This window comes from Arthrobacter sp. 05L428 (assembly GCF_056397665.1).
Genome location: NZ_JBFTNW010000004.1, coordinates 79,463 through 105,008, shown reverse-complemented (window position 1 = coordinate 105,008; position 25,546 = coordinate 79,463). Strand labels below are relative to the sequence as shown.

Annotated in this window: 27 protein-coding genes and 1 riboswitch; of the genes, 12 read left to right on the top strand and 15 right to left on the bottom strand. The window is 68.5% G+C overall.

Annotated elements, in window-relative coordinates:
- Positions 1–55 precede the first annotated feature (55 nt).
- The 4 genes from AC1DH3_RS10300 to AC1DH3_RS10285 form a co-directional block, all read right to left on the bottom strand.
- A complete protein-coding gene (locus AC1DH3_RS10300; protein WP_476909234.1) occupies positions 56–544 on the bottom strand; it encodes an SRPBCC family protein in 489 nt (162 codons plus the stop codon).
- A gap of 44 nt (positions 545–588) precedes the next feature.
- A complete protein-coding gene (locus tag AC1DH3_RS10295; RefSeq protein WP_476891921.1) occupies positions 589–990 on the bottom strand; it encodes a YccF domain-containing protein in 402 nt (133 codons plus the stop codon).
- A 76-nt stretch (positions 991–1,066) separates the two neighbouring features.
- A complete protein-coding gene (locus AC1DH3_RS10290) occupies positions 1,067–1,618 on the bottom strand; it encodes a YceI family protein (RefSeq protein WP_476909233.1) in 552 nt (183 codons plus the stop codon).
- A gap of 156 nt (positions 1,619–1,774) precedes the next feature.
- Positions 1,775–2,374, bottom strand: coding sequence for a phosphoribosylanthranilate isomerase (locus tag AC1DH3_RS10285; protein WP_476909232.1), 600 nt, complete (start codon positions 2,372–2,374; stop codon positions 1,775–1,777).
- 131 nt (positions 2,375–2,505) lie between these two features.
- Between AC1DH3_RS10285 and AC1DH3_RS10280 the strand changes: the two genes are divergently transcribed.
- Complete coding sequence (locus tag AC1DH3_RS10280; protein ID WP_476909231.1) at positions 2,506–3,120, top strand: HutD/Ves family protein; 615 nt, start codon at positions 2,506–2,508, stop codon at positions 3,118–3,120.
- Here the strand turns inward: AC1DH3_RS10280 and AC1DH3_RS10275 are convergent.
- The 4 genes from AC1DH3_RS10275 to AC1DH3_RS10260 are packed head-to-tail and all read right to left on the bottom strand — an operon-like array spanning position 3,117 to position 7,202.
- Positions 3,117–3,944, bottom strand: coding sequence for an ABC transporter permease (locus tag AC1DH3_RS10275; RefSeq protein WP_441416628.1), 828 nt, complete (start codon positions 3,942–3,944; stop codon positions 3,117–3,119). The genes AC1DH3_RS10280 and AC1DH3_RS10275 overlap by 4 nt on opposite strands.
- Positions 3,945–3,968: 24 nt before the next feature.
- Complete coding sequence (locus AC1DH3_RS10270) at positions 3,969–4,895, bottom strand: ABC transporter permease (RefSeq protein WP_441416627.1); 927 nt, start codon at positions 4,893–4,895, stop codon at positions 3,969–3,971.
- Between the two features lies 1 nt (position 4,896).
- Positions 4,897–6,081: an ABC transporter substrate-binding protein gene (locus AC1DH3_RS10265; protein ID WP_441416626.1), complete on the bottom strand. Its 1,185-nt coding sequence runs from the start codon at positions 6,079–6,081 to the stop codon at positions 4,897–4,899.
- A 47-nt stretch (positions 6,082–6,128) separates the two neighbouring features.
- Positions 6,129–7,202, bottom strand: a complete 1,074-nt coding sequence (locus tag AC1DH3_RS10260) for an ABC transporter ATP-binding protein (RefSeq protein ID WP_441416625.1) — start codon at positions 7,200–7,202, stop codon at positions 6,129–6,131.
- Positions 7,203–7,451: 249 nt separating this feature from the next.
- Between AC1DH3_RS10260 and AC1DH3_RS10255 the strand changes: the two genes are divergently transcribed.
- The 6 genes from AC1DH3_RS10255 to AC1DH3_RS10230 all read left to right on the top strand — a co-directional run bounded on the left by AC1DH3_RS10255 (position 7,452) and on the right by AC1DH3_RS10230 (position 11,620).
- A complete protein-coding gene (locus AC1DH3_RS10255; RefSeq protein ID WP_441416624.1) occupies positions 7,452–8,192 on the top strand; it encodes a FadR/GntR family transcriptional regulator in 741 nt (246 codons plus the stop codon).
- A 40-nt stretch (positions 8,193–8,232) separates the two neighbouring features.
- Positions 8,233–8,973: a cache domain-containing protein gene (locus AC1DH3_RS10250; RefSeq protein WP_441416623.1), complete on the top strand. Its 741-nt coding sequence runs from the start codon at positions 8,233–8,235 to the stop codon at positions 8,971–8,973.
- A gap of 16 nt (positions 8,974–8,989) precedes the next feature.
- Positions 8,990–9,057: riboswitch (guanidine-III (ykkC-III) riboswitch) on the top strand.
- A gap of 9 nt (positions 9,058–9,066) precedes the next feature.
- Positions 9,067–9,390 carry a DMT family transporter gene (locus AC1DH3_RS10245; protein ID WP_441416622.1) on the top strand — a complete coding sequence of 108 codons (324 nt, stop codon included), beginning with the start codon at positions 9,067–9,069 and terminating at the stop codon, positions 9,388–9,390.
- A complete protein-coding gene (locus AC1DH3_RS10240; RefSeq protein ID WP_476909230.1) occupies positions 9,390–9,764 on the top strand; it encodes a DMT family transporter in 375 nt (124 codons plus the stop codon). The genes AC1DH3_RS10245 and AC1DH3_RS10240 overlap by 1 nt, the downstream gene beginning before the upstream one ends.
- A 174-nt stretch (positions 9,765–9,938) precedes the next feature.
- Complete coding sequence (locus AC1DH3_RS10235) at positions 9,939–10,949, top strand: aldo/keto reductase (protein ID WP_476891916.1); 1,011 nt, start codon at positions 9,939–9,941, stop codon at positions 10,947–10,949.
- A gap of 20 nt (positions 10,950–10,969) precedes the next feature.
- Positions 10,970–11,620 carry an MBL fold metallo-hydrolase gene (locus AC1DH3_RS10230; protein ID WP_441416620.1) on the top strand — a complete coding sequence of 217 codons (651 nt, stop codon included), beginning with the start codon at positions 10,970–10,972 and terminating at the stop codon, positions 11,618–11,620.
- Between the two features lie 113 nt (positions 11,621–11,733).
- Here AC1DH3_RS10230 and AC1DH3_RS10225 read toward each other — a convergent pair whose 3' ends face one another.
- From AC1DH3_RS10225 to AC1DH3_RS10215, 3 genes are all read right to left on the bottom strand, one after another.
- Entirely contained in the window at positions 11,734–13,641 is a 1,908-nt protein-coding gene (locus tag AC1DH3_RS10225) for a DEAD/DEAH box helicase (protein WP_441416619.1), read from the bottom strand.
- Between the two features lie 409 nt (positions 13,642–14,050).
- Positions 14,051–15,457, bottom strand: coding sequence for an MFS transporter (locus AC1DH3_RS10220; protein ID WP_476909229.1), 1,407 nt, complete (start codon positions 15,455–15,457; stop codon positions 14,051–14,053).
- Between the two features lie 93 nt (positions 15,458–15,550).
- A complete protein-coding gene (locus AC1DH3_RS10215) occupies positions 15,551–16,582 on the bottom strand; it encodes an Lrp/AsnC family transcriptional regulator (RefSeq protein WP_476909309.1) in 1,032 nt (343 codons plus the stop codon).
- Positions 16,583–16,715: 133 nt separating this feature from the next.
- Here AC1DH3_RS10215 and AC1DH3_RS10210 point away from each other — a divergent pair, with 133 nt between their 5' ends.
- Positions 16,716–17,978, top strand: a complete 1,263-nt coding sequence (locus AC1DH3_RS10210; RefSeq protein WP_476909228.1) for a M20 metallopeptidase family protein — start codon at positions 16,716–16,718, stop codon at positions 17,976–17,978.
- A gap of 24 nt (positions 17,979–18,002) precedes the next feature.
- Positions 18,003–19,292, top strand: a complete 1,290-nt coding sequence (locus AC1DH3_RS10205; RefSeq protein ID WP_476891911.1) for an MFS transporter — start codon at positions 18,003–18,005, stop codon at positions 19,290–19,292.
- 25 nt (positions 19,293–19,317) lie between these two features.
- Here the strand turns inward: AC1DH3_RS10205 and AC1DH3_RS10200 are convergent, their stop codons facing one another.
- Complete coding sequence (locus AC1DH3_RS10200) at positions 19,318–20,598, bottom strand: MFS transporter (protein ID WP_476892279.1); 1,281 nt, start codon at positions 20,596–20,598, stop codon at positions 19,318–19,320.
- 163 nt (positions 20,599–20,761) lie between these two features.
- On the opposite strand from AC1DH3_RS10200, the gene trmB reads away from it, so the two are divergent.
- Together trmB and AC1DH3_RS10190 are read left to right on the top strand one after the other, a co-directional pair.
- The gene (gene trmB / locus AC1DH3_RS10195) at positions 20,762–21,685 is read left to right on the top strand and encodes a tRNA (guanosine(46)-N7)-methyltransferase TrmB (protein WP_441416614.1); all 924 of its coding nucleotides are present in this window, start codon (positions 20,762–20,764) and stop codon (positions 21,683–21,685) included.
- A 152-nt stretch (positions 21,686–21,837) separates the two neighbouring features.
- On the top strand, positions 21,838–22,656 hold the full coding sequence (locus AC1DH3_RS10190) for a DUF1206 domain-containing protein (protein WP_441417822.1): 819 nt from the start codon (positions 21,838–21,840) through the stop codon (positions 22,654–22,656).
- An 8-nt stretch (positions 22,657–22,664) separates the two neighbouring features.
- Here AC1DH3_RS10190 and AC1DH3_RS10185 read toward each other — a convergent pair whose 3' ends face one another.
- Together AC1DH3_RS10185 and AC1DH3_RS10180 are read right to left on the bottom strand one after the other, a co-directional pair.
- Entirely contained in the window at positions 22,665–23,339 is a 675-nt protein-coding gene (locus AC1DH3_RS10185; RefSeq protein WP_441416613.1) for an anti-sigma factor family protein, read from the bottom strand.
- Positions 23,336–23,836 carry a sigma-70 family RNA polymerase sigma factor gene (locus AC1DH3_RS10180; protein ID WP_441416612.1) on the bottom strand — a complete coding sequence of 167 codons (501 nt, stop codon included), beginning with the start codon at positions 23,834–23,836 and terminating at the stop codon, positions 23,336–23,338. Before AC1DH3_RS10180 ends, AC1DH3_RS10185 begins: the two co-directional genes overlap by 4 nt.
- 153 nt (positions 23,837–23,989) lie before the next feature.
- On the opposite strand from AC1DH3_RS10180, the gene AC1DH3_RS10175 reads away from it, so the two are divergent.
- The gene (locus tag AC1DH3_RS10175; RefSeq protein WP_476909227.1) at positions 23,990–24,556 is read left to right on the top strand and encodes a COG4315 family predicted lipoprotein; all 567 of its coding nucleotides are present in this window, start codon (positions 23,990–23,992) and stop codon (positions 24,554–24,556) included.
- Here the strand turns inward: AC1DH3_RS10175 and AC1DH3_RS10170 are convergent.
- Positions 24,553–25,452: a DMP19 family protein gene (locus tag AC1DH3_RS10170; RefSeq protein ID WP_476909226.1), complete on the bottom strand. Its 900-nt coding sequence runs from the start codon at positions 25,450–25,452 to the stop codon at positions 24,553–24,555. The two genes, AC1DH3_RS10175 and AC1DH3_RS10170, sit on opposite strands and share 4 nt — an antisense overlap.
- Positions 25,453–25,546 lie beyond the last annotated feature (94 nt).

The window sequence follows — 25,546 nt, the reverse complement described above, 5'->3', positions numbered from 1 at the left end:
GCGCCTATTAATCCCTTCGGGATGGCGCTAAGTGACCCCGCGATGCTTGCTTGTTTCAGGCCGCCTTGCGGAGGTGGTCGGCGAGACGGTCGAAGGACTCCCGCCAGCCGGTGCCGTTGCTGTCCCGGTTCTCCGCCGTATCAAAGGGTCCCTGCGTGAACGTCATCCGGGTACCGCCGTCGATCTCCTCCAGCCGGAAAGTCACCTCGGTCTCAAAGCCGCGGGTGCCGTCGGCCTTGTCCCAGGCATGGGTGAACACGAACAGGTTCGGCGGTTCGATGTCCGTGTGGACGCCGCTCCACCAGTACTGCTGGCCAGTGGCGTCCTGGATCATGCAGGCGCGGTAGAGGCCGCCAATTTCCAGGTCGGCATCGATGCTCTCCCGCGGGGTATGGAAACCGCGCGGCCCCCACCACGCGGGCGCCTGCTCCGGGTCGGTCAGGGCGGACCATACCGCCGAAATCGGGACCTGGAACTCGCGGGTGATGACCAGCATCAGTTCATCGTTACTGGTCTCTGCCTCCGGGATTGTTGGCTCTGGCATTGCTCTTCCCTCGGCTTCCTGTGGTTGTCCGGCCCGGGCGCGCCCTAGCGGTAGCTGACGGCAAACGGCCGGTCTGTGGGCACGATCTGCTTGCCCAGCGGCATCAGGGATACCGGAATGAGCTTGAGGTTGGCGATGGCCAGCGGGATGCCGACAATCGTGATGGCCATGGCGAAGGCCGTGACAACGTGCCCGATCGCGATCCAGATGCCCGCCACGAGCAGCCAGATGACGTTGCCCAGCAGGGTGAACACGCCGTTTCCGCCGGGCTTGTCCACCACCATCCGGCCGAACGGCCACAGGGTGTAGGACGCAATACGGAACGAGGCCAGCCCCCACGGAATGGTGATGACCAGCAGGCAGCAGACGATGCCGGCAAGGAAATACCCGAGCGCAAGCCAGAGGCCGCCGAAAAGCAGCCAGATGATGTTGAGCAGTGTCTTCATGGCTTCATTGTCTCCCGCGAGCCGCAGATTCGGATCAGGGGTTGGCCCTGATCAATCCCTGATCTTCGGACCGTTCTTAGGTGTCAGCCTGCTTGACCATGGCCGCTTCGACGTTGATCTTGACCTTGTCGCTGACGAGCAGTCCGCCCGCCTCGAGGGCGGCATTCCATGTCAGGCCGAATTCCTTGCGGCTGATGTCCGCCTCGGCGCTGAAGCCGGCCCGGGTCGCGCCGAAGGGATCCACCGCGACGCCGGTGAACTCGACTTCCAGGTCCACCGGCTTGGTGACGCCGCGGATGGTGAGGTCGCCGGTGAGCACGTAGTCCTCGCCGTCGCCCCGGACGGACGTTGCGCGGAAGGTCATCTCGGGGAAGTTCTCGACGTCGAAAAAGTCGGGACCGCGCACGTGGCCGTCCCGGTTGGCGTCGCCGGAATCGAAGCTCGCGGTCTTGATCGTGGCGTGCAGGCTGGCATCGGCCAGGGAATCCCGGACCCGGGCCTCCGCAGTGGCCTCGTTGAAGCGCCCCCGGACCTTGCTGATCCCGGCATGCCGAACGCTGAAGCCGATCTCACTGTGGGACATGTCCAGCGTCCAGACGCCGGGGGTCAATCCTGTGGGCAGGGTCATCGCCGTTTCTCCTTCGCATAGGTGGCGGGGCAGGCCCGCCTGGATTCGGAAGTCCCCAAGAAGCATGCTAACGAGGAAGCTCCCGCGGCGATAGGTGCGCCCGCCGGATGGTGCCGCCTCACGCCGTCGGGCCGCCGTCGGGACGTCAACTGGCCGTCAGAACCCTTTGGCCGCCGCCACGAAAGCTCGGATTTTCGCGAGGTCCTTGACCCCCCGGGATTGCTCGACGCCGGAGGAGACGTCCACGCCCCAGGCGCCGGCCGCCGCGGCCGCCCCGGCCACGTTTTCCGGGTCCAGGCCGCCGGCCAGCAGCCATTCCCGGTCATCCAGCCCCAAGGCGCGGACCGACGCGTAGTCCCAGGCCTCACCGGAACCGGGAACCGCCGCGTCGATGAGCAGCAGCTCCTCGCCCCAGTCCGCAAACGCGTCTGGAGCCGCGGACATGGTGACGGCGCGGATAATTTTGAGGCCGGCGTCGTGCACCGTGCGGACATCATCGGCGGTGCGGTCGCCGTGCAGCTGCACCCATTCCAGCCCGGCTTCGCGGGCCACGGCGACGGCGTCGGCCGCCGCCTCGTGCCGGAAGACACCTACCGCGGGAAGCCCGCGCGGCACCGCGGCGAGGAGTTCACGGACGAGGTCCGGGGACACCTCGCGCGGGCTGCGGGTCAGCACGAAGCCGAGCGCATCGGCCCCGGCGTCGACCGCGGCCAGCACCGATTCTGGGGTGCTGAGGCCGCACACTTTGACGAACATTCCGGCTCCCTCCGCAGTTTTTCGCTGCTTTGACGTTAGCAAGCCCGCACCGGCCGTGCTGACGTTACGTTCATTGGGCCCCGCGCCGGAGGGTTCCCGGGGGGCCTGCGGCCGGCGGCTAGGCTGGGTTGATGGAGATCATCCGGTATGCCGAGCTCAAGCCCCGCCCCTGGAGCAACGGCGGCGGGGTGACCCGCGAACTGGCCAGGTTCCCGGAATCTGCCGCCGGGCGGGCTGCCGCTGCGGACGACGCCTGGGACTGGCGGGTGAGCATCGCCGAGGTGGCGCGGGCCGGCGCTTTCTCCCGCTTTGCCGGGATGGAGCGGGTGCTCACGGTGGTCGAGGGCGAGTTGCTGCTCCTGACCGTGGACGGCTCCGAGCATCCGCTGGAGAAATACCGGCCGTTCCGGTTCTCCGGCGACGCGGATGCCGCCGGCGCCCTGCCTACCGGCGACATCCGGGATCTGAACGTGATCACCCGCACGGGCGCCTTCAAGGGCCACACCTCCATCATCGAACTCTCCAAGAAGCGCGCCCACCCGGTCTTTGCCGGCCAGTTCGGCATCCTGATGCAGGGACAGGCCACCGTCAGCGTCGGTGACACAGCCGACCCGGCGCCGCAACCGCTCGGCCGGTACGACGCCGTCGTCGGCTCCGACAGCGACACCCCGGAAATCCTGGGCCGCGGCTTCCTCGCCGTCGTGTCAATCGACCCGGCTGAGCCGGCCGGCGAGGGCACCGGCTAGCTTTCGTCGGCCTTCGCCCTCGCCGCACCGACCCCCACGGATTCGGCCGAGAGCCGCTGCGCCAGCCAGATCGGGACGATTGAAACAACGATCAGCACAACGGCCACGACGTTGACCACCGGCGCCTGGTTAGGCCGGAAGAGGTTCTGCAGGATCCAGATCGGCAGCGTCGTATCGCCGGCGCCGATGGTGAACGTGGTCACGATGATCTCGTCGAAGCTCAGGGCAAATGCGAGCAGGCCTCCGGCCAGCAGCGCCGAGCGGAGTTGCGGGAAAGTCACCAGCCGGAAGGTGGTGAACACCCCGGCGCCCAGGTCAGCGGAGGCTTCCTCCAGGCCCCCGTGCATCCGGCGGAGCCGGGCAATAACGTTGTTGAACACGGTTACCATGCAGAACGTGGCGTGCGCTATCACCACTGTCCAAAGGCTGAGCGATACGCCGAGGATGGTGGTGAACATGTTGTTTAGGGCGATGCCAGTGACGATTCCGGGCAGGGCGATCGGCAGGATCACCAGCAGGCTGATGACGTCCCGGCCGAAGAACTTGTAGCGTTGCAGGGCGATCGCCAGGAGGGTCCCCAGCACCAGCGAAATGACAGTGGACACCACCGCCACCCAGACCGAGGACAGCAGAGCCTCCCGCACGCCGGTGGAATCGAGGGCCCGGCCCCACCACTCCAGGGTGAAACCCTTGGGCGGCCAGCCGAACGTCCGGTCCGAGTTGAAGGAGTTCACCACCACCAGCAGCAGCGGGAGGTAAATGAAGAGCAGCACCAGTGCGGTGACGACGCCGAGGATGGCCTTGGCGCTTCGGGAAAGTCTCACGGTGCTCCTTATTTCCGGCGGTCGTCAAAGGTTGTTGAGGGCGCCCGAGCGACGGACGATGAACAGGTAAGCCATGATGATGACGATCGGAACGAGGGACACCGCCGCGGCCAGCGGCAGGTTGTTCGCGGCGCCGACATTGGCGTACACCACGGTGCCCAGCATCTGGGTGGTTCCGCCGACAATCTGGGCCGTGATGTAGTCGCCCAGCGAGAGCGAAAACGTGAAGATCGTCCCGGCGATGATGGAGGGCACCAGCAGTGGCAGCATGACTAGCCGCATGGTCGCCAGAGGTTTCGCGCCGAGGTCGCCGGACGCCTCCAGGAGCGAGTCCGGGACACGGTCGAAGCCAGCGTAAATGGGCAGAATCATGTACGGCAGCCAGATGTAGGACAGGGTCAGAATGACGGCGGTCTCGCTGTAGCCGGGCGACGCCAGGCCGATCGGTGCTCCCACCCACTCCAGCAGGCCGCCCTCGGCGAGGACATTGCGCCAGGCGTAGGCCTTGACCAGGTAACTGGCCCACAGCGGCATCAGCACCGCGATTACCAGCAGCTTCTGCCAGCGGGCACTGGCCACCTTGGCGATGAAGAACGCCATCGGCAGCGCGATGACCATGTCGATCACGGTCACGGCCGCCGCGATCCACAGAGTCCGGAGCGCGATCCGCTGGTAGACCGGATCGGTCACCACCGTCACCAGGTTGTCAGTTGTCCAGACCGTGGACACCTTCCCGGTGAACGTGTCCACGGTCCACAGCGAGGTGATCAGCAGGGCCGCGAGCGCGGCGATGTACACGAGCACCAGCCAGCCGGCGGGAGCCGTGATCAGCCCCGCCAGCCGTAATCCGGGCGAGCGGTGCAACATCGCTGAGAACTTGTTGGGACGTGCCCGCGGCACGCCGGCGGCCGGCGGCGAGCCGGGCGCCGGGTGCAGCGTCTGCAATGCCATGTCAGCCCTTGATCTCGGTCCAGGCCTTGGTCCATTCGGAGTAATCCGTGCACTTGGCGTCCTTGCGGCCGTCAAGGCATTCGGCCACCGGCGTGGTCCAGTACCAGATCTTCTCTGCGTACGCCGCGTCACCCGAGTGGTAGGTTTCGCAGTGCTTCTTATCCTTGGTCAGCTCGCAGGCCTTCGGGTTTGCTGGTGACTCACCGAAGTATTCGGCCACCGCAGCATTGGCCTTCGGGCTGGCGATGTAGTCCAGCCACTTGTACGCGCAGTTCTTGTTCTTGGACTGCGCCCCGATCATCCAAGTGTCAGACCAGCCGGTGGCACCCTCCTGCGGGAGCACGGTCGCTACCTTGGTCCCGTTAGCGGCGGCGATATTGGCACCCACCTGCCACGTGGTTCCGACCACGGTGCTACCGCCGGCGAAAGCCTGGACCTCCTTGACGACGTCGCTCCAGTATTCGCCGATGTGCTTGCGCTGCTGCTTGAGCAGATCCACGGCGGCGGCAAGCTGGTCCTTGTCCAAGGCGTAGGGGTTCTTTATGCCGAGTTCCGGCTTGTGCGCCATCAGGTACACGGCGGCGTCGGCGATGTAGATGGGTGAGTCGTAGGCCGTGACCTTCCCGGTGTACTTGTCGGCGTCGTCAAAGACGGCGCTCCAGGAGGTGGGGGCGGGCGTGACCTTGGTGGTGGAGTACATCAGCAGGTTTGCGCCCCAGCCGTGGGGCATCCCGTAGTTCTTGCCGTCCACCGTGTTCCAGGCCTTGTCCTTGAGGAACGGGTAAACGTCGGCGTAGTTCTTGAGCAGGCTCATGTTGACCGGCTCCACGTTGTTGCCGGCGATCAGGCGCAGGGAGGCGTCACCGGAGGCCGAGACGACGTCGTACTGGCCGGTCCGCATCAGCGTCACCGCTTCGTCGGACGTGCCGAAGGGCTTGAAGCTGACCTTGCACTGGGTCTCTTTTTCGAAGGGCGTGACCCAGTCGACGGCGGGGTCGTTGCTCCCGTTCTCGACGTAGCCGGGCCACGCGAGGATCGAGAGCTGCCCTTCGCCCTGGCCGATTTCGGTTTTGAGCGGCTGCGCCGACGGGGCGGCCCCGCCGCCGCCGCTGGTTCCGCAACCCGCCAAGGCGAGGGCGGCTGCGGCCACCCCGGCCACGAGGGAGGCCTTCATTCTTGTAGCCATGATTCTTACCTTTCGTTGTGGGGTGGAAAGTTACCTGCGGTCCGGCCTCAGGCGACGTCGGACGGCAGCCAGACGACGGCGTCGTCGTCCCAGCTCACCGACACGCGGCGCCCCAGCAGCTCGACATCGCTGCCCGGCAGCGAATCCGGCTCTAGGACAACGACGACGGGGCCGTCGTCGAGCTGTACCCGTACCTGCGTGGCGTGCCCCACGTACACGAGCGAGGTCACAGTGCCGGGACGAGCCGTGACACCGACGCCCGTCTCCGGCGCGCCCGACCAGGACAGGCGCAGCCGTTCGGGGCGGACGCACACGGGCTCGGGGCGGCCGTAGAGCTGCCGGGCGTGTGCGGCGTCGAAGATGTTGGAGGTCCCCACGAAGTTGGCCACGAAGGTCCCCGCCGGGCGTTCGTAGATCTCATGGGCGGTACCGATCTGTTCCAGGCTGCCGTTGTTGAAGACGCCGATCCGGTCGCTCATGGTCAGCGCCTCCTCCTGGTCGTGGGTGACGAAGATGAAGGTGATGCCCAGCGAGCGCTGCAGTTCCTTGAGTTCCACCTGCATCTGCTGGCGGAGTTTGAGGTCGAGCGCGCCGAGTGGCTCGTCCAAAAGCAACACTTTGGGTTCCACCACGAGCGCCCGGGCCAGGGCTACCCGCTGGCGCTGGCCGCCGGAGAGCTGGGCCGGTTTGCGGCCCACGAATTTGCCCAGTTGCACTCGTTCCAGGGCCTCGCGGGCACGTTCACGGCGCTCGGCCCTCGGCACTCCCCGCACCCTCAGGCCGTACGCGACGTTGTCCACGAGGGACATGTGCGGGAACAAGGCGTAGTCCTGGAAGACCGTGTTGACGTCGCGTTCGAAGGGAGCCAGCCTCGTGACGTCCCGGCCCTCCAGTTCGATGCTCCCCGAGGTCGGCAGTTCGAATCCTGCGATCAGCCGCAGCACGGTGGTTTTCCCGGAGCCGGACGGGCCCAGCATGGAGAAAAATTCGCCCTGCCGAATGTCCAGGTCGATGCCGTCGACGGCGACCGTGTCTCCGAAGACCTTGGTGAGTTTGCGCAGGCGGATAGCCGGGACGCTGCCGGAGGCGGTCGACGTTCCGGCCGTGCGCGTTTCGGTCATGTGGATGCCTAACTCAGTTGCCGGAAGACCGTTGCCGGACCTCCGGTAAGGTGACGCCGCGTGATGTGATTCACGCCACAATGCGGTATTGGGCCAAATACTATTACTTCATAGGTTTTGTGTATAGACCCTGGCCACGGGCGGCCATAGGATGGCATCACCCGCCGCGCGGCCGGCAACCGCACCGCTTCCGGAAACCGCGGGCGGACCGGACGGGAGACGCCAGACCGGAGTGCGAGGGAGGAACGGATGCTGCTTTCACCACAGGGCGCATCCCGCAGCCTTGCAGCGGTGTTTACCCCCATCAAGTCCCGCGGCCTGGTCGACGAGGTGTGCGGGAGAATCGAGCAGGCGGTCGAGACCGGACTGCTCACCAGCGGTCAGCGGCTTCCCAACGAGACCGAACTCGCCTCCGCGCTCGGCGTTTCAGCCGTTACAGCCCGCGAGGCCCTGTCCCAACTCCGTTCCTCGGGGATCATCCGGACCGTCCGCGGGCGCAGCGGCGGAAGCTTTATCGCTGACAATGTCCTGCCATCCCGGGAACGCGCCCTGGAGCAACTCGATGAGCTGACCCGGCTCCAGATCAGCGACCTGGGGCTGCACTATCAGGCCATCGCTTCCGTCTGCGCCAGCCTCGCGGCACGCCGCTCCGACGCGGCCGACGTGGATACCCTGCGCTCCTTCATCCCGGCCACCGACGCCGACCCGCTGAGTTGGCGGCTGGCGCTCTCGGAGTTCCTGCTGGAGGTGGCCGCCATAGCCCGCTCCGCACGACTGGCCCGCGAACTCATCCGCCTACAGGCCGATCTGGGCACGCTGACACTCCTGCCGTGCGCCGACGCCGGCTACCGGAACGCGTCCGCCCGGATTCTGGAGGGGACCGCCGGCGCCATCGAGGCACACCAGCCGGCCGAGGCGGAAACCGGAGTCAAGTCGCTCATTTCGACAACGACTAGTTGGCTCCTGGCCGAGCACGCCAGGCGCATTTGAATGCCTGCGCCGCCATCTCCAGACCGAGGGAAGGATCCCAATGACGGATAGCTCCACTTTCAGCTCCGGCGGTGCCGATTCTGCCGCTACCGACGACGCCGCCCGGGCCGCGGCGTGCGAGCTGGACGCCGTCGTCGTCGAAATCGAGTCGAGGCTCTCGGTCTGGGCCCGGGAGGCAGGTGCGGCCTTGGCGGCACTGGACGGCAAAGTGTCCGGAACTGCGGTGGACAAGCTTATCCGGCCGGTGGTGGAGGGACTGGTTCGCACCCCGGAGGGCTACGCCGCGGGCGCCGGCTTCCTTGCCAATGCCGGGCTGCTTGGTCCCGAGCGCAGCTACATCGCTTGGTGGCAGGGAACCGAGATGGAGCATGTGGACGCCCTGGCCAATTTCAGCCCGAACGCCATCAGCCGCTACGTGCGGGCCGAGTGGTTCCGAATTCCGGTGGAAACCGGCCAGCCACACGTCACGGGACCCTACGTTGATTTCCTCTGCACGGACGAAAATGTCCTGACTTTCACCCACCCGGTGTTTTGCCGCCCGGACGGCCCGGTGGCAGGCATTGTGGGCATGGACGTCACCGTTCAGCGCCTGGAACGCGGTGCAGTGCCGGCGCTGAGGCGCATCGGGGACCGCGCCACTCTCGTCAACCAGGACGGCCGTGCAATCGTGTCCGCGGCGTCCGATATCGACGCCGGGGATCTCGCCGTCGCCGCTGAGGGATGCCGGGTCTTCGGGGTGGGCCGACGCTTCAGTATCTGGAGCGGCGCCGCGGGTATCTAAGCTTGCTACGCTGGAATCAAGGCCCCTCCTTCGGCGGCCTCCGGACGACGGTTCAGTACCCGGCACGCGACAAGACTGGCCACAGGAGCAGTCATGTCGTGGTTGATTCTCATCCTTTCCGGGTCGCTGGAAGCCGTGTGGGCCGCAGCCCTGCACCGGACCTCGCAGGCCACCGGCCGCGGCCGGATCGCGCCGGCCGCCGTCTTCCTCGTGTCCGTGCTGGCCAGCACCGGCGGGCTCGCCATCGCCATGCAGTCCATCCCGACCGGCACCGCCTACGCCGTCTGGGTGGGCGTCGGCGTCGTGCTGACCGCCGTCTACGCGATGGTCACGAAAGTGGAGTCGGCAACCCGCGGTCGGATCCTGCTGCTCGGCGGAATTGTTGTCTGCGTGGCCGGCCTGAAGGTCGTGGCGTGATGGCAGCGGACCGCACACCCGCGGCGGCAAAGGCACCGGCGGCGACGCTGGCCTGGCTGATCCTGCTCGCCTCCGCCGTGCTGGAGGCTGTCTGGGCCACGGCCCTGGGACTGTCCGACGGCTTCACTCAGCCGCTGCCCACGCTCGTGTTCGCCGTGACCGCCACCCTGAGCATGGTGGGGCTGGGCCTGGCGGTGAAGCGCATCCCGCTGGGCACCGCCTACGCCGTCTGGGTGGGGATCGGCGCGGCCCTGACGGTCGGCTGGGCGATGGCGACCGGCGTCGAGCCCGCCAGCCCGCTGAAGCTGGTGTTTATTGCCGGAATTGTGGGCTGCGCGGCCGGGCTGAAGCTGCTGCCGGCCGGGAAATCCTAGGCATCCTAGGCGCTCCCGCCCAGTTAATGCGTGCCCCGAGCGGTAATCCCGGGCGACACGCCGCGGCTCCGGACCGCCCGCCGGCATGAACTGGGCGGGAGCGCCGGAATAGCCGCGCGCCTGCCGGGGTTCTTGGCTGGGACGGCAAATTCCGGCAGCGATAGGAGATCAAAGATGACTTCAGCAACAGTCCAGCTCGGCGACGGACTCAGCGTCAGCCCGCTGGGGTTCGGCGGCATGGCCCTGACCCCGGTGTACGGGGAAGTGGATCCTGCGGAGGCCCTGGCCACCCTGCACCACGCGGTGGACGCGGGCGTGAGCTTCATCGACACGGCGGACATCTACGGCGGCGGGAGCAACGAGGAACTGATCGCCCAGCTGCTCAAGGATCGCCGCGGCGAGGTGCAGCTGGCCACCAAGTTCGGCCTGGTGGGAACCCCGTCGACCGGCTACTCGGACATCCGCGGTGACGCCGCCTACGTGAAGCAGGCGGTCGACCGCAGCCTGCAGCGCCTGGGCACCGACACCATCGACCTGTACTACATGCACCGCCGCGACCTCCGCGTTCCGATTGTGGAAACCGTGGAGGCCATGGCGGAGCTGGTGCAGGCCGGGAAGGTGCGGCACCTTGGACTGTCCGAAGTGACGGCCGAGGAACTGCGGGACGCCAGCAGCGTCCACCCGATCGCCGCAGTCCAGAGCGAGTGGTCCATCTGGAGCCGCGACGTGGAACGCAACGTTGTTCCTGCCGCCGCCGAACTTGGCGTAGGTTTTGTGCCCTACTCGCCGCTGGGCCGGGGATTCCTCACCGGCACAGTCGACGCCTCGAAGCTGGGCAGCAACGACTTCCGCCGGAACATCCCGCGCTTCGCCGAGACCGCGTTGGACGCCAACCAGGCCGTAGTCGCCGCGGTCCAGTCGGTCGCAGCGGAGCTCAGCAGCCCCGGTCACGCCGCGACGCCGGCCCAGGTGGCGCTGGCCTGGCTGCTCGCGCAGGGCCGGAAACTGGGGCTGCCGGTGGTCCCGATCCCCGGGACGCGCAAGGCCTCCCGGATTGATGAAAACCTCGGCGCCCTGTCGCTCGACCTGACCCCGGCGCAACTGGAGAGGCTCGACGCCGCCGCGGACGCCGTCGTCGGCTCCCGCTCGGCAGACCCCAACTGGGTCTCCCAGGGCCGCGAATAGGCCGTCCTAGACTAATGCCCATGGACTCGCTCATTCATTCACTTCGTGACATCACCATCCGCCGGATTTCGGTCAGCGAGATGGACAACAACGTGTACCTGCTCACCGCCAAGGCGTCCGGCGCGCAGCTCCTGATCGATGCGGCCGATGATCTGGCCGCCATCCAGGGGCTGCTGGCCGACGCCGCCGCGGATACCACCGCGACGCCGAAACTTGCTCTGATCGCCACCACCCACCAGCACTGGGACCACGTCCGTGCGCTGCCGGGCCTGGTGGAAGCGACCGGGGTGAAGACGGCTGCCGGGACGGATGACGCCCCGGAACTGCCGGTGAAGGTCGATGTGCTGCTCGATCACGGCGACGTCGGCAATTTCGACGGGTTCGACGTGACGGCGGTGCACCTGCGCGGCCACACCCCGGGTTCGGTGGCATTCGTGTACCAGGACCCGGAGGGACCGGCGCACATCTTCTCCGGCGACTCGCTGTTCCCCGGTGGAGTGGGCAATACACAGCAGGATCCGGAGCGGTTTGCCCAGCTGCTCACGGATGTCAGCGAGCGGCTGTTCGACGTGTATCCGGACGACACCGTGGTGCACCCGGGCCACGGGAAGCCGACCACTCTGGGCGCGGAACGCCCGCACCTGGAAGAGTGGCGCGCCCGCGGCTGGTAACTGGCGCTAGAGGTTGTGACTTGCGCTGCGCATAATGCCGGTCGCTGCGGGAATTCCCGTAGCGACCGGCATTTTGCGCGTCATCAGCTACTTTATCTAGCGCACAAGCGACCTTAGCGGCTGCGGCGTTCGTTCGACGCCGGGGCCGACGCGCGGCGGGGTCCGCCGCTGCGGGCCGGACGGCCTTCGCCGGAGCGGCCGTTGCCGCCGCCTGCGTAGGATCCGCCGGAGGTGCCGCCGGTGTTGGAGGACCAAACCGCTGCGGAGCCGCCGGACTTGGCGCCTGCCGCGGCACGCTGGCCGGTTGCGGGGCGTCCGCCGCGCTGGCCGCCGGTCGAGGCGCCGGTACGGCCTGCGCCGGCGCGGGGTGCGCCGCCGGTGCGCGGTGCAGAACCGGTGCGGGGTGCGGAACCGCCGCGGGAGTCGCTACGACCCTCCGCAGCGCGACCGTCCGAGCCACGGCCAGCCGAGGCGCGGCCGCCGGCTGCGGGAACATCGTTGTGGTGCGCGTAGGCCGTGGTGCGGCCACGGCCCCGGGCGTTGCGACGCTCGGCGCGCTCGGCGTCGGCCCGGTCCTGGTTCTTTTCCGCGACGCGCTCTGCGGCGTTGCGGGCAGCGGCCTGGCCTTCGTAGGCCACGGCGCGGCGCTCGGCACGGGGAAGATCGGTGCGGGGAGCCTCGGCTCCGACGCGTCCTCGTCCGCCACGGCCGCCACGGCCACCCGCGGTGGGTGCAGCCTGGGTGGTGCGGCGGGCGCGCTTGCGCTCGGCGTTGGCACCGGTGGAGGTGCCGCCGCCCTGCTGCTTGGCCTTGGTGGCCAGCAGCGCGGCGCGGGTGCGCGGATCGATCTTATCGGCCATCTCGCCGACCAGCTCGGCAACCAGCGGGGAGTTGGCAGTGACGCGCTCGAAGTTGACCTCGACGCCGGCAGCCTTCATCAGCTTCTTGACGTCGGACTGCTGCTCCGGCAGGGTCAGCGTGACCACGGTGCCGTCGGAACCGGCGCGGGCGGTACGGCCCGAGCGGTGCAGGTACGCCTTGTGCTCCGTGGGCGGATCCACGTGGATGACCAATTCGACGTCGTCGACGTGGACGCCGCGGGCGGCGACGTCGGTGGCCACCAGCACGCGGACGTCGCCGGAGGAGAACTCGGCGAGGTTGCGGTCACGGGCGTTCTGCGAGAGGTTGCCGTGCAGATCGACCGCGGGGATGCCGGCGTCGGTCAGGGTCTTGGCCAGCTTGCGGGCATGGTGCTTGGTGCGCATGAAGAGCACCCGGCGGCCGGCGCCCGAGGCGAGCTCGACGATCAGCTGCTTCTTGACGGTCTGGTCGTTGACGACCAGGACGTGGTGCTCCATGGTGGTGACCGCAGCCTGTGATTCGTCCACGGCGTGGGTCAGCGGGTTGGAGAGGTAGCGCTGCACGATCTTGTCCACGCCGTTGTCCAGGGTGGCGGAGAAGAGCAGCCGCTGGCCCTGGCTGGGGGTCATGTCCATGAGCTTCTTGACCACCGGGAGGAAGCCGAGGTCGGCCATGTGGTCTGCCTCGTCCAGGACGGTGATCTCGACGGCTTCGAGGGTCAGGATGCGCTGGCGGATCAGGTCCTCCAGGCGGCCCGGGCAGGCGATGACAATGTCCACGCCGGAGCGCAGCGCCTTTTCCTGGCGGGCCTGGGAGATGCCGCCGAAAATGACGGTAGTGGTCAGGCCCATGGCCTTGGCCATCGGCTCGATGGTCGCGTTGATCTGGGTGGCCAGCTCGCGGGTGGGCGCCAGGACCAGGCCCATCGGGCGGCCGGGCTTGCGGAAGTGCGCGGCTTCCCGCTCGGCGAGCCGTGCCACCAGCGGAATGGCGAAGGCGATGGTCTTGCCGGAGCCGGTACGGCCGCGGCCCAGGACGTCGCGTCCGGCCAGGGTGTCCGGGAGCGTCTTGACCTGGATGGGGAACGGTTCAACGATCCCCTGGGCGGTGAGGGTGTCGGCGAGGGCCTTGGGCGTGCCGAGGGCAGCAAAAGTAGTCATGTGTTTCAAAGGTCTTTCAGGCGGTATCCAAGCGGATATCGGCCCCCGGTGCCGGTTGGCCCAGGGGTTCGCCGAAGAAAAGTCAGGTGATCAACCGGGCCGCTTGCAAAGTTTTGCAGGCCGCCGGGACCAAATAGAACGCGTTCATCGACGCAGGATGTGCCTCTCACATGAATAAAGCCCACGGCCTGCATTTGGAGTCCGGAGGAATCCTGCAGGGGATCCGGCCGGTGAACCGAGGCTGACCGAACCGAATCCAAAGTGGGCATCACTGCACATCAAGTTCCTCCAGTCTAGCATCTGCGCGTGCCCTCCCGTTTTCAGGGCCTCCCAACTAGCTCGCAGTTGTTGTCGTTTTGCGCGCTCATAACGACAACTATTGCGAGTCAGTTGGGCGGGCCTGCGGCGCCTAGGCTCGCCCGGATCCGGACACCCGGGGAGCGACCGCCACGCCCGCCACGCCGATCGCCGCAGTAAGCGCGAAGACCCCCGCGAAGGGCGCGACGCCGGTGCCGGCCGCCGTCGTGAACGCCGCGAAGACGATCCCCGTCGCGGCCAGCGCCAGGGCGCCGCCGAGGGAGTCGGAGATGGACATTGCCGAGCTGTTGAAGCCCTCGGTGTCCTTCGTGGACAGCGCCAGGGTCATCACACTCAGCCGCGGATACATCAGCCCCATCCCGCCGCCGGCGAAGATCCAGCCGGTGATCGCGACGGCGGCCGGCCACGCCAGGAGCGTGGTCGCCAGCGCCAGCAGCACGGCGCCGAGGACCAGCGCCGAGCCGATCCTGATCGCGCGGCGGTGGTCCAGCCTGGCCCCGAGCCGGCCCTGGATCGCGGAGGCCGCGGCCCAGGCGAGCGCTCCGCCGGTGAGGGTCAGGCCGGCGAAGGTGGGCGAGAAGACATAGCGCTCCACCAGCAGGTAGGGCAGGTACACCTCGGCGCCGAAGAACGCCGCGGACGCGAGCCCGCGGGCGAGGATGACGGCGGGCAGGCCGCGGCGGGCCGTCAGCGTCCCGCTGGGCACCAGGGGGCGGACGGCCACCAGCGCGACGACGACGGCGGCCGCCGCCAGCACCCAGCCGGCCGCCGGCAGCTCCACGGACAGGTTCAGCCCCAGCACGGCGAGCGCCGCGAGGCCGGCCCAGGCCAGCCGGCCGTAGTCCCACGGTCTGGGCGACGCCGCGCCGTCCTCGGCGCCGCCGGAGAGTCCGCGCAGGGCCGGGACGATCATCAGCAGGGCCGGCACCACCAGCCCCACCACACCGAGGAAGACCCAGTGCCAGCTGGCCAACTGGGCGACCAGCCCGGCGGCGAAGGGGCCCACCAGCGAAGGAATGACCCAGGCCGCGGCGAAGGCGGCGAAGATCTTGGGGTGCAGCACGGGCGGATAGACGCGGGCCACCACCACGTAGAGGGCCACCGTCACCGCGCCGCCGCCGAGCCCCTGGACCAGCCTTCCGGCCAGGAGCATGGCCATGGTCCCGGCCGATCCGGCGATCAGCAGGCCCAGGACGAACAGCGCCACGGAAGCATAGAGCGGGCCCACCGGGCCGCGCCGGTCCGACCAGTTCCCGGCGGCCACCATCCCGATGACGCCGGTCGCCAGCGGCCCGGCGAATGCGAGGGCGTAAAGGCTGGCGCCATCCAGTTCGCGGCTGACCAGCGGCATGATGGTGGTTACCGCCAGCGATTCAAAGGCCGCCAGGAAGACGAGGGCCAGGGCGCCCAGGGTCACCAGCAGGTAGCGGCGGTGGAAGATGCCGCCGGTATCCGGGGCGGTATCAGTGCCCGGTACGGGAGGGTCTATTTGAGGCACGTGCCACAGCCTACTAGAGGGGTGCCGGGCGAGTGCCCCAGCCGGGACGGAGCGCCCAGCCCGCCGGACGGTCCCCGGCCATCACCGAAATGCTCACCCGGGCGCGTCGAGCCCCTGGGCCGAAACCACCACGGCGCCGCTCGCCCTGGAATCCGGATTCAGCATCCAGCCCACCCGTTTGACCGTGCTGAGCATGACGACGCTTTCGACCAGTTCGATCCCGGGCACCTTCTCCTGAAGCGCCAACTCGATGCCCATGACATCCGCCAGGGACTGCAGCCACATGATGATCACGAAGTTGGTGGGACCTGTGGTGGAAGCGCTGAGCCGCACATTCCGCATCGTCTTCAGCTCGGCGGCCGCCGCCTCGTGCCGGCCGGCCGGGACGTTGACGAACCACTGGCAAGTGACGGGGAAAGCCGAAAACCTCTGGGCGACCTCGCAGCGGAAAGACAGGATCCCGCTCGCGAGCACCCGATTCAGCTGGCGCTGGACGGTGGCCGGGTGCCTGCCCAGTCCGCGCGCGATCTCCGCCGCCGTCGCCCGGCCGTCCTTGGCCAGGAACGGCAGGAGCGCCAGGTGGCTGGCCGGCAGGCTCTCCCTGGCGGCAGTCGGGGCGACGCCGGTGGCCTCGGGGCCGGCCATTGCCTTCACGGCGGCCTGCTGTGCACGGCTGAGCACGTTGAGCCGCCAGGACCCGCCGCTTGCGTGCAACCTGGTGCACAGCGCGGTCTGGTATTTGAGCAAGCCGTCAATCTCCTTCAGCCGTTGGATCACTTTCGTGCTGAACTCGTCCAGGGAGGGCGTGATAACGGTCAGCATCAGGTCCCGGTTGCTGGCCGCCTCCTCGACCGTGATGATTTCCGGCATCTTGGCGAGCCTGGCCGTGACTTCAGCGCGCCGGTGCATTTCGCAATCTACGGCAACGAACGCCAGGCACATCTGATGGGGGTCGCCGATCAGGTGGGCGGTAATCCAGGAGACGCCGGAAGCCCGCAGCCGTTCCCAGCGGGCGGCCAGGGTGGTGGCATGGACGCCCAGCACCTCCGCGGCATCCGCCCAGCTCAAGCGCGGCGCGATCTGCAGGACGTTGATCAGGGCGAGGTCGTCCTCGCTGAGTTCCATCATTCACTCCTTCACTCATGCACAAAAACTGTGATACAGGTCAGTGCCTGCATATTTCCAGCCCTTTGGCCGCCTGTGAACCACGTCACTTCAGAATAGACGAGAAAGCCGAACCCACCACATAGGAGAACACGTGCCGATCACCGCAGACGCCCGGCAAATGCAGGCTGACCTTGCCCGGTTCCGCCACGAGCTGCACCAGGAGCCCGAGATCGGACTGACCCTGCCCCGCACCCAAGAAAGGGTGCTCCAGGCACTCGACGGGCTCGGCTACGAGGTCACCCTCGGCACGGACACGACGTCCATCACCGCGGTTCTGCGCGGCCAGGCGGCCGGGAACGGCGTGGATACCCGACCGGCGGTACTCCTGCGCGCGGACATGGACGGCCTGCCGGTGCAGGAGAAAACCGGCGTGGACTTCACGTCCAAGGTCGACGGCGCCATGCACGCCTGCGGCCACGACCTTCACACCGCCATGCTCACCGGCGCCGCAACGCTCCTGGCCGAGCGGCGGCACCGGCTGGCTGGCGACGTCGTGCTGATGTTCCAGCCCGGCGAGGAGGGCTTCGACGGCGCCGGCCACATGATCCGCGAGGGCGTGCTAGATGCCGCTGGCCGGCGCGTGGACGCTGCCTACGGCATGCACGTGTTCTCCGCGCTGGAACCGCACGGCACCTTCTGCACCAAGCCGGGCGTCATGCTCAGCTCCTCCGACGGACTGATGGTCACCGTGCTCGGCGCCGGCGGCCACGGTTCGGCCCCGCATTCAGCCAAGGACCCGGTCACGGCCGCCGCCGAAATGGTCACCGCCCTCCAGGTCATGGTCACCCGCCAGTTCAACATGTTCGACCCCGTTGTCTTGTCCGTGGGGGTGCTCCAGGCCGGCACCAAGCGCAACATCATCCCGGAAACCGCGCGCATCGAGGCCACCATCAGGACCTTCTCCGAGCAGTCCCGGCAGAAAATGATGGACACCGTGCCGCGCCTGCTGAAGGGCATCGCCGCGGCGCACGGCCTCGACGTCGACGTCGACTACCAGCAGGAATACCCCCTCACCATCACCGACGAGGACGAGACGCGCACCGCGGAAACCGTCATCGAGGGCCTGTTCGGCGACTCCCGGCTCGCCCGCTGGGCCACCCCGCTGAGCGGCTCCGAGGACTTCTCGAGGGTCCTCGCCGAGGTCCCCGGCACCTTCATCGGGCTGAGCGCCGTCCCCCGCGACGCCGACCACGCCACCGCCGCGTTCAACCACTCCCCGTACGCGACGTTCGACGACGGTGTGCTGGCCGACGGTGCCGCGCTCTACGCGGAGCTCGCCATTTCCCGGCTTGCCGCACTTGCGGCAGCCAACGCCCCCGCCGCGGCCACGGCCGCCGGCTCCACCCTTTCCTAGCCCCATCCCCTGAGGGAGAAGACCATGACAGCAACCGCGTCCATGCCGACGGCAACCCGGACCTCCACCCGCAAGACAATCATCGGCACCGGCATCGGCAACGCCGTCGAATGGTACGACTGGGCCATCTACGCCACGTTCACGCCATTCATCGCCAGCCAGCTCTTCAGCAAGGCCGATCCCGCCTCGGCGGTGCTGTCGACGCTGGCGATTTTCGCCGTCGGCTTCGTGGCGCGGCCCTTCGGCGGCTTCCTGTTCGGCTGGATCGGTGACCGGATCGGCCGCAAGGCTTCGATGACCCTGGCCGTGGGGCTCGCCTCGGTGGGCAGCCTGATGATCGGCATCGCGCCGACCTTCGCTGCGGTCGGCGCGTGGGCCTCGCTCATGCTCCTGGTGGCGCGCCTGGTCCAGGGGCTGGCCCACGGCGGCGAGCTGCCGTCGTCGCAGACGTACCTGTCCGAGATGGCGCCGAGGGAACACCGCGGCTTCTGGGCCACCCTGATCTACACCTCCGGCACGGTGGGAATCCTGTTCGGAACCCTGCTGGGCGCCGTGCTGAACATGGTCCTCAGCACCGAAGTGATGAACGCGTGGGGCTGGCGCATCCCGTTCCTGGTCGGCGCAGCCATGGGCCTCTACGCGCTGATCATGCGGTCCCGGCTGCACGAAACGGACGTCTTTGCCGGCGAAGCCTCGGCGGAGAAGCACGCTCCGATCTGGCCGCAGATCGTCCGCCACCGCAAGCAGGCCCTGCAGGTGATCGGATTAACGGTCGGCTTGACGGTGATCTACTACATCTGGGGTGTTGTCGCCCCCAGCTACGCCACCACGGCCCTGAAGATTGACCGCGGCGAAGCCCTGTGGGCCGGCGTGATCGGCAACATCGTCTTCATCGCGGCACTGCCCTTCTGGGGCAAGCTCTCAGACCGGATCGGCCGCAAGAAGGTCCTGTGGGCCGGGGCGATCGGCGCAGGCATCATGCACTTCCCGATGACCGCGCTGCTCAAGGACTCCGCCTGGCAGCTGGCCGTCAGCATGTCCGTGATGCTGGTCTTCATCGCCGCCAGCGCTGCGATCGTTCCGGCCGTCTACGCCGAACTGTTCCCCACGAGCATCCGCACTGTCGGCGTCGGCGTTCCCTACTCGATCTGTGTGGCGCTGTTCGGCGGCACCGCGCCCTACCTGCAGCAGTGGCTCGGAACCAGCCTGCAGATGCCGCAGCTGTTCAACGTCTACGCCGTGCTGCTGCTCGCCATCTCCGCCGTCTTCGTCTTCACCATCCCGGAAACGAAGGGCAAGGACCTCACCCTCTGAGGTGGCGCACCAGGGCCGGCCTGCGTCAGTCGCCGACGAAACGATCCTTGCCGGCCCGGTACCCGAACACGGCGGCCAGCGAGCCGACCACCAGGAAGAGCACGCCCGCCGCGGCGAAGGATCCGGTGGCCTGGTGCAACTGTCCGACCAGCAGGGTTCCGGCCGAGCCGACGCCGTAGCCCACCCCCTGCATCATGCCGGACAGGTGGGCGGCGGTGTGGCCGTCGCGGGTGCGGAGCATGATCATGGTCAGGGCCACCGCGGTGAGGCTGCCCTGTCCCAACCCCAGCAGCCCGGTCCACACCCAGACCAGGTCCAGGGGGCCGAAGATGCTCAGGGCGAAGCCGCCGCCGGTCATCAGCGCCACCACCGTGTTGATGGCGCGCTGGTCCCGGAGCCGGGCGGCGAGGGCGGGGGCAAACAGGGATCCGAGCATCTGCAGCACGATCGAGGCGGACACGATCAGGCCGGCCGTACCGCCGTCGACCCCGCGCTCGCGCAGGATCGGCGCCAGCCAGGCGAAAACGCTGAAGGACATCATGGCCTGGAGCACCATGAACCCGGTCACCTGCCAGGCGACCGCCGAGCGCCACACGTTGATCCCGCTGGCCGCGATCTGGTGCCGCCCGTGGCGCTGGGCCGCCGCCAGCGGCAGGAACAGCAGGAGTACGACGCCGGCCGGCAGCGCCCAGAACCACAGCGCCGCCGTCCACTGGCCGCTCGCGCTGAACAGCGGGTAGGTGAAGCCGGCGCCGAGGGCCGCGGACGCGCAGATCGCGGTGGTGTAGAGCCCGCCCATCAGGCCGAGCCGGTGCGGGAAGTCGCGCTTCACGAGGCCCGGAAGCAGGACATTGCAGAGCGAGATGGCAGCGCCGCAGGCCGCCGTGCCGGCCAGGAGCGCAGGCAGGTGGCCCAGGCCGGGTACGTCCAGGGGGCGCAGCAGCAGGCCTGCGGTCAGCACGGCCATGGCTCCAAGCAGCACCCGTTCGGCCCCGAACCGGCGGGCCAGCCGCGGCGCGAGCGGGGCGAACACACCAAGCAGGGTCACCGGCGCCGTGGTCAGCGCGACGACGGCCCAGCCGGGCAGGCCGACGTCGGCCGTCACTTCCGGAAGGACCGCGGCGAAACTGGAGAAGACGGTGCGCAGGTTCAGTCCGATCAGCACCAGGCACACGCCCAAATAGGCCAATGCGCGGCGGCTGCCGAGTAGGGTGGGCTCCGCGGCGGGAACGTCGTCTATCTCCGCGTCCACCAGGGGATCCAGCCGCTGGTGCGGGTGGCCGCCGGCAGCGGTGCGGGCGGGCACGGGTGCGTTTCCAGGTGTCGTCACCGACCCATTCTGGCAGGCGCGGGGCGCCGCTTCGAAAGAATGGCGGAGCGACGCATGGACGCCCGGACCGTCCTCCGCGTGGCCGTATGGTGGTTCCCCGGTCCGTCGGGCCTGCGCGAACTCCACTATTCTGGGAGTGATGAGCGAATCCCCAGAATCCCCCCAGACGCCGCAGCCTCCCCGCCCGGTTACTCCCGGCAGCCAGGCATCGTTCGGCACCTACGGCGGCCGGCCGGTCAGCTTCGTACGCCGCGGCACCCGCCTACAGGGACGCCGCCAGGCCGCGTGGGAAGAGCACTCGGACCGGTGGGCGGTGGAGGTCCCCCGGCACATCGCCAACACGTCCGTGCACCCCGCTTACGTGTTCGACGCCGAGGCCGAGTTCGGCCGGACGGCTCCCTTGATTGTCGAGATCGGCTCGGGGCTGGGCGACGCCGTCTGCCACGCGGCCGAGGAGAACCCGGACAAGGACTTCCTGGCCGTGGAGGTCTACACCCCGGGCCTGGCCAACACCCTCATCAAGATCAACAGCCGCGGGCTGAGCAACGTCCGGGTGGTGGAGGCCAACGCCCCCGAGGTGCTTGCCACCATGCTCCCGGCGGGCTCGGTCACCGAGCTCTGGGTCTTCTTTCCCGACCCCTGGCACAAGTCGCGGCACCACAAGCGGCGCCTTATCCAGCCGGCCTTCGCCGAGCTCGCGGCCCGGGCGCTCAAGCCCGGCGGTATCTGGCGGATCGCGACCGACTGGTCCAACTACGCCGTGCACGTACGCGAGGTCCTGGCCGGCTCCGCCGACTTCGAGAACCTGCACGAGGGCGAGCGCAGCGGCGCTGACAGCCCGCTCACGCAGGTCTGGGAGTCCGGGGTGGAGTCCGTTGTGGGCGGGGCCCCGGTCAAGGAGGGCCGCGCGCCGGTCAGCACCGAACACACCGGGCCCAACGAAGGCGTCGACGAGACCGGCGGCTGGGCGCCTCGGTTCGAGGGCCGGATCCTGACGAGCTTCGAGAACAAAGCCCACGAAGCGGGCCGGCTGATCTTCGACCTCTGCTACCGGCGCCGCTGACACACGCACCCGCCCGGTCCCGGTGCCGGGACAGCGGCCGGCGTGGCACAAGTGCTGTTGCGCAGCAGGTTCCCGTGGCACGATTACCGAAGATGCATGGCTAGCGGCGGCACGAAGGCGCCGGCCGAGCCAGAAGACGCGAAGGACCGATCATCAAAAAAGAACTTAAGGACGCCGCGGAAGTCGCCGAGGACGTCACCAACTCCAAGCCACTCGAGTACGCGGCACGGGCAGGGTTCGCCGTTTCCGGCGTCCTGCACTTCCTGATCGGGCTCGTCGCGATCCGGCTCGCGATGGGCGGGCAGGGGCAGGCTGATGTCAGCGGCGCCGTTGAGGAACTCGCCAAGCAGCCGGCTGGACCGGCGCTGCTGTGGAGCGCCTTCGCGGCCTGCGTCGCCCTGGCCATCTGGCAGACCAGCGACGCGGTGTTCGACTTCAACCGCCTGCCCACCAAGGACAAGGTCGGCAAGAAGCTCAAGGCCGCCCTCCAGGCCGTGGTCTATGCCGGGTTCGGGCTCACGCTGGCGTCCGTGGCCCTCGGGGCCCACGCAGACCACCGCCGCTCCACCAGCGACCTCACGGTCCAGCTCATGAAGGCCCCGGCCGGCGTGCTGCTGCTGATCGTCATCGGCGCTGCCATCGCGGTCACCGGCGTCGTCTACGCCATCCGTGGCTTCCGGAAATCGTTCCTCAAGTACCTGCGCCTGCCCGCCAACGAGCACACCCGCACCGCGGTGACCGTCGCCGGTGTCGCCGGCTATGCCGCCAAGGGTGTGGCCCTGCTGTTGACCGGGCTGCTGATAGTCATCGCCACCGTGAAGGCTAACCCGGCGGAATCAACCGGGCTCGACGGCGGGCTGAAGGCCCTGCGCGAGCAGCCGCTCGGGATGTACATGCTCGCCGCCGTCGGCGCGGGCCTGATCTGCTACGGCATCTTCCTGGCCGTCCGGGCCCGGCTCGCCCGGATGTAGGGGCTTCCCTACCGCGGCGGCACGGTGATGACCGCGACGGTCTGCTGCTGGCCGTTACGCATCTCGATGCTGGCGATGCTGGCCAGCTGCAGCGGCGTGGCCCCGGTGATGCGCACCTTGCCGCTGGGGGTGGCCGTCCAGGCGCACGCCCGGTCCTCGCCGCCGTCGCGGCCCTTCACCCAGAGCGAGAGGGTGCCGTCCACTGGCATGCTCCTGCCATCGACTGCCAACTCGGTGCCCCACGTTTTCTTCACGAGGCCGACGGTGAACTGCGGCCCGTTGCCGGCCGCCACGGAATAACTGGCGTCCGGCTGGGGCTGCTGTGCCAGCAGCGGCCCGGCCAGGAAACCTACCGCCAGACAGGCCGCGGCAACCGCCGCCAGCGCCGCCGACCACAGCCGTCGCGCCTTCCGCCGGCGGGCCGCGAGCGCGGCCAGCAGCCCCCGAGGGACGGACACCGGAGCAGCCTCGGCGGCCGGGGCGGGCCGCGTGAGTGTGGTGAGCGCGACGGCGTCGGGCACGGGGACGGCGTCGAGCAGCGCCGGGAGGCTGGCGAGTTCGTCGAGGGCCGTGCGGCAGTCCCGGCAATCGGCCAGATGCCGTTCGAAAGCCGCAGCCTCACCGGGTTCCAGGCCGCCGAGCAGATACGCGCCAAGCAGCTGGTGGAGTTCGGTTCCGTTCACTGCTGCACCCCCATTTCGTCGAGGATCGTCCGCAGGGCCCGCACCGCGTAAAAGGCCCGGGACTTCACCGTACCGGCTGGAATGTTCAGGTGCGCGGCGGCTTCCTGGACGGTGAAGCGGCGGTAGTGGAGGGCGACCAGGACGTCCCGGTGCTCGGCACTGAGGCGCAGCAACGCCTCCTCCATCAGGACCCGGTTGAGCAGCTCATCGACGCGTTCCGCGGCGCCCGCAGGGTCGGCGACCTCACGCTCGGCGGCCTCCCGCGGCCGGCGCTGGGCCTTGCGGTAGTTGTCGATCATGATGTTGCGGGCGGTCCGGAATAGATAGCTGCGCAGGCTGCCGGTGATCTGCGGCGCCTGCTGCCAGACGCGCAGCACCGTTTCCTGCACGACGTCGTCCGCCAGCTGCGGGTCGTGGCACGCGCCCAGGACGAACCGCCGCAGCGCCGTTCCGTGCTCGCGATAGATCGCGGCCACCACGTCTTCATCCAGCGGCATGCGGCACCTCCCGGGCTTGGTCCCTCTGCCCCACTAGGACGTACACGCCGGCCCGAAAGTTCAACGGAACACCCTTGAACCATTCTTCACCCGCCGCCGTCGTAACAGCTAGCCGGACAGCGAGATGGCCGGCACCTAGCCTAGGAGCCAACAATGACAAAGCACTTCGGCGCCACCCTGTCTGCCCTCGCTCTTGCCGTCGTCGTTTCCGGCTGCGCTGGGGGCAGCGGGACCACGACGCCGGCGCCGGCTGCCGGCACAACGGCGGCCTCCGCCACCACAGCGGCTGCCTCCCCGGCGCCGGCAACTTCGGCGACCGGCACCTCCGGGTCCAGCGCCCCGGCGTCGGCCGCTGAGCTTAAGACTGCCGCGACCAGCGCCGGGCAGGTGGTCGTGGACGCCAAGGGCATGAGCGTCTACCTCTTCACCAAGGACACCAAGGACTCCGGCACGAGTGCCTGCACCGGTTCCTGCATCGCCGCCTGGCCGCCGGTGCTTGCCGGCTCCGACGCACCGGCGGCGGAAGGCGTCACCGGCAAGGTGGGCACCATCCCCACGCCGGACGGCAAGAAGCAACTGACCATTAACGGGATGCCCTTGTACTACTATGCCAAGGACCGGGCGCCCGGTGACACCACCGGCCAGGGCGTCGGGAACGTTTGGTACCTCGTCAACCCAGCCGGTGAAATGATCACTTCCGCCGCTGGCGGCGGCTACTAGGCCCCGGACGCGAGGCCGTCGTCGGACTCGTCCTCGAACTCGACGGCGGCCACGATCTCCCGGGTCTCCGGGTGGATCATGTACGCCTCCTCGTCGTCCTCCAGCATGAGGAACTCGCCCTGGTCCGTGGTGAAGTGCCAGGCCAGGACGCGTTCGCCGTTGTGGTCATGGTTCGGGTCGCCCATGGTGATCTTGAGCAAGGTGTGTCCGGCCACCTCGCAGAGCTCCCGGATGATCAGCTCAAACTCCGGCGCGCTGCTGAGTTCCTCCTCGGCCGCTGCTGCCTGACGCTCCGACAGGTTCGGGATCCGGGACACCCGCTCGTGGATGTGCCGGTCGAGTTCGTCCTCGTCCAGGACCAGCAGGTCCGGCTGGCCGCGGAGCCAGGCGGCATTGAGCGCGACAATGTCCTCGGTTTCCAGCAGCGGCTCGAATTCGTCGTCGAGCTGCTCCAGGAGCTGGACCGCCTCGGGTACCGCCGCCGCACCGCCGTCTTCACCACCCAGCTCGGCGTCGCCGTCGAGATAGGCCTCCGCTTCCTCCTCCGAGAGCGAGTCATAGGCAGCCACGCTGCGGTTGAACAGGTCCAGGTGCGCGGCGGCGCCCATGCCGGCCAGCCCTTCGCGGACGTACTCGTCGATCTCCTCGCGCTCCGGCACGGTGAAGACGTACTGGGCGAAGCCGCCGCCGAGCGACTGCGTCAGATAGAAGTCCACGTAATAGCTGCGCAAGGCGTTGGCCGCGATTTCCTCGGCATCCAGCAGTTCCGCGTACATGGCGTTGACGACGTCGACGTTGTTGTCCACGATGTCCACGTTGCCGCCGTTGAGGCTCTCCCTGGTCAGCACCGGGGCATGGCTGGTGGCGGTCGGGCTCTGGGTCAGGCTGGTGCTCATGGGGATCCTCACGGTGGTGGCGGGCGCTGCTCCGGTCCCTTCCACGGTAGGCCCGCCCGGTTCCGGGGCGTCCGAGCGCGAGGTGAACGTCAGG

Excerpts from the sequence above, each read along its gene's own strand:
- AC1DH3_RS10170 (WP_476909226.1), bottom strand. The coding sequence starts at position 25,452 with ATGAGCACCAGCCTGACCCAGAGCCCGACCGCCACCAGCCATGCCCCG.
- AC1DH3_RS10230 (WP_441416620.1), top strand. The coding sequence starts at position 10,970 with ATGGACTCGCTCATTCATTCACTTCGTGACATCACCATCCGCCGGATT.
- AC1DH3_RS10235 (WP_476891916.1), top strand. The coding sequence starts at position 9,939 with ATGACTTCAGCAACAGTCCAGCTCGGCGACGGACTCAGCGTCAGCCCG.
- AC1DH3_RS10280 (WP_476909231.1), top strand. The coding sequence starts at position 2,506 with ATGGAGATCATCCGGTATGCCGAGCTCAAGCCCCGCCCCTGGAGCAAC.
- AC1DH3_RS10285 (WP_476909232.1), bottom strand. The coding sequence starts at position 2,374 with ATGTTCGTCAAAGTGTGCGGCCTCAGCACCCCAGAATCGGTGCTGGCC.
- AC1DH3_RS10175 (WP_476909227.1), top strand. The coding sequence starts at position 23,990 with ATGACAAAGCACTTCGGCGCCACCCTGTCTGCCCTCGCTCTTGCCGTC.
- AC1DH3_RS10245 (WP_441416622.1), top strand. The coding sequence starts at position 9,067 with ATGTCGTGGTTGATTCTCATCCTTTCCGGGTCGCTGGAAGCCGTGTGG.
- AC1DH3_RS10180 (WP_441416612.1), bottom strand. The coding sequence starts at position 23,836 with ATGCCGCTGGATGAAGACGTGGTGGCCGCGATCTATCGCGAGCACGGA.
- AC1DH3_RS10265 (WP_441416626.1), bottom strand. The coding sequence starts at position 6,081 with ATGGCTACAAGAATGAAGGCCTCCCTCGTGGCCGGGGTGGCCGCAGCC.
- AC1DH3_RS10240 (WP_476909230.1), top strand. The coding sequence starts at position 9,390 with ATGGCAGCGGACCGCACACCCGCGGCGGCAAAGGCACCGGCGGCGACG.
- AC1DH3_RS10255 (WP_441416624.1), top strand. The coding sequence starts at position 7,452 with ATGCTGCTTTCACCACAGGGCGCATCCCGCAGCCTTGCAGCGGTGTTT.
- AC1DH3_RS10300 (WP_476909234.1), bottom strand. The coding sequence starts at position 544 with ATGCCAGAGCCAACAATCCCGGAGGCAGAGACCAGTAACGATGAACTG.
- AC1DH3_RS10260 (WP_441416625.1), bottom strand. The coding sequence starts at position 7,202 with ATGACCGAAACGCGCACGGCCGGAACGTCGACCGCCTCCGGCAGCGTC.
- AC1DH3_RS10205 (WP_476891911.1), top strand. The coding sequence starts at position 18,003 with ATGACAGCAACCGCGTCCATGCCGACGGCAACCCGGACCTCCACCCGC.
- AC1DH3_RS10290 (WP_476909233.1), bottom strand. The coding sequence starts at position 1,618 with ATGACCCTGCCCACAGGATTGACCCCCGGCGTCTGGACGCTGGACATG.
- AC1DH3_RS10225 (WP_441416619.1), bottom strand. The coding sequence starts at position 13,641 with ATGACTACTTTTGCTGCCCTCGGCACGCCCAAGGCCCTCGCCGACACC.
- AC1DH3_RS10295 (WP_476891921.1), bottom strand. The coding sequence starts at position 990 with ATGAAGACACTGCTCAACATCATCTGGCTGCTTTTCGGCGGCCTCTGG.
- AC1DH3_RS10270 (WP_441416627.1), bottom strand. The coding sequence starts at position 4,895 with ATGGCATTGCAGACGCTGCACCCGGCGCCCGGCTCGCCGCCGGCCGCC.
- AC1DH3_RS10215 (WP_476909309.1), bottom strand. The coding sequence starts at position 16,582 with ATGGAACTCAGCGAGGACGACCTCGCCCTGATCAACGTCCTGCAGATC.
- AC1DH3_RS10250 (WP_441416623.1), top strand. The coding sequence starts at position 8,233 with ATGACGGATAGCTCCACTTTCAGCTCCGGCGGTGCCGATTCTGCCGCT.
- trmB (WP_441416614.1), top strand. The coding sequence starts at position 20,762 with ATGAGCGAATCCCCAGAATCCCCCCAGACGCCGCAGCCTCCCCGCCCG.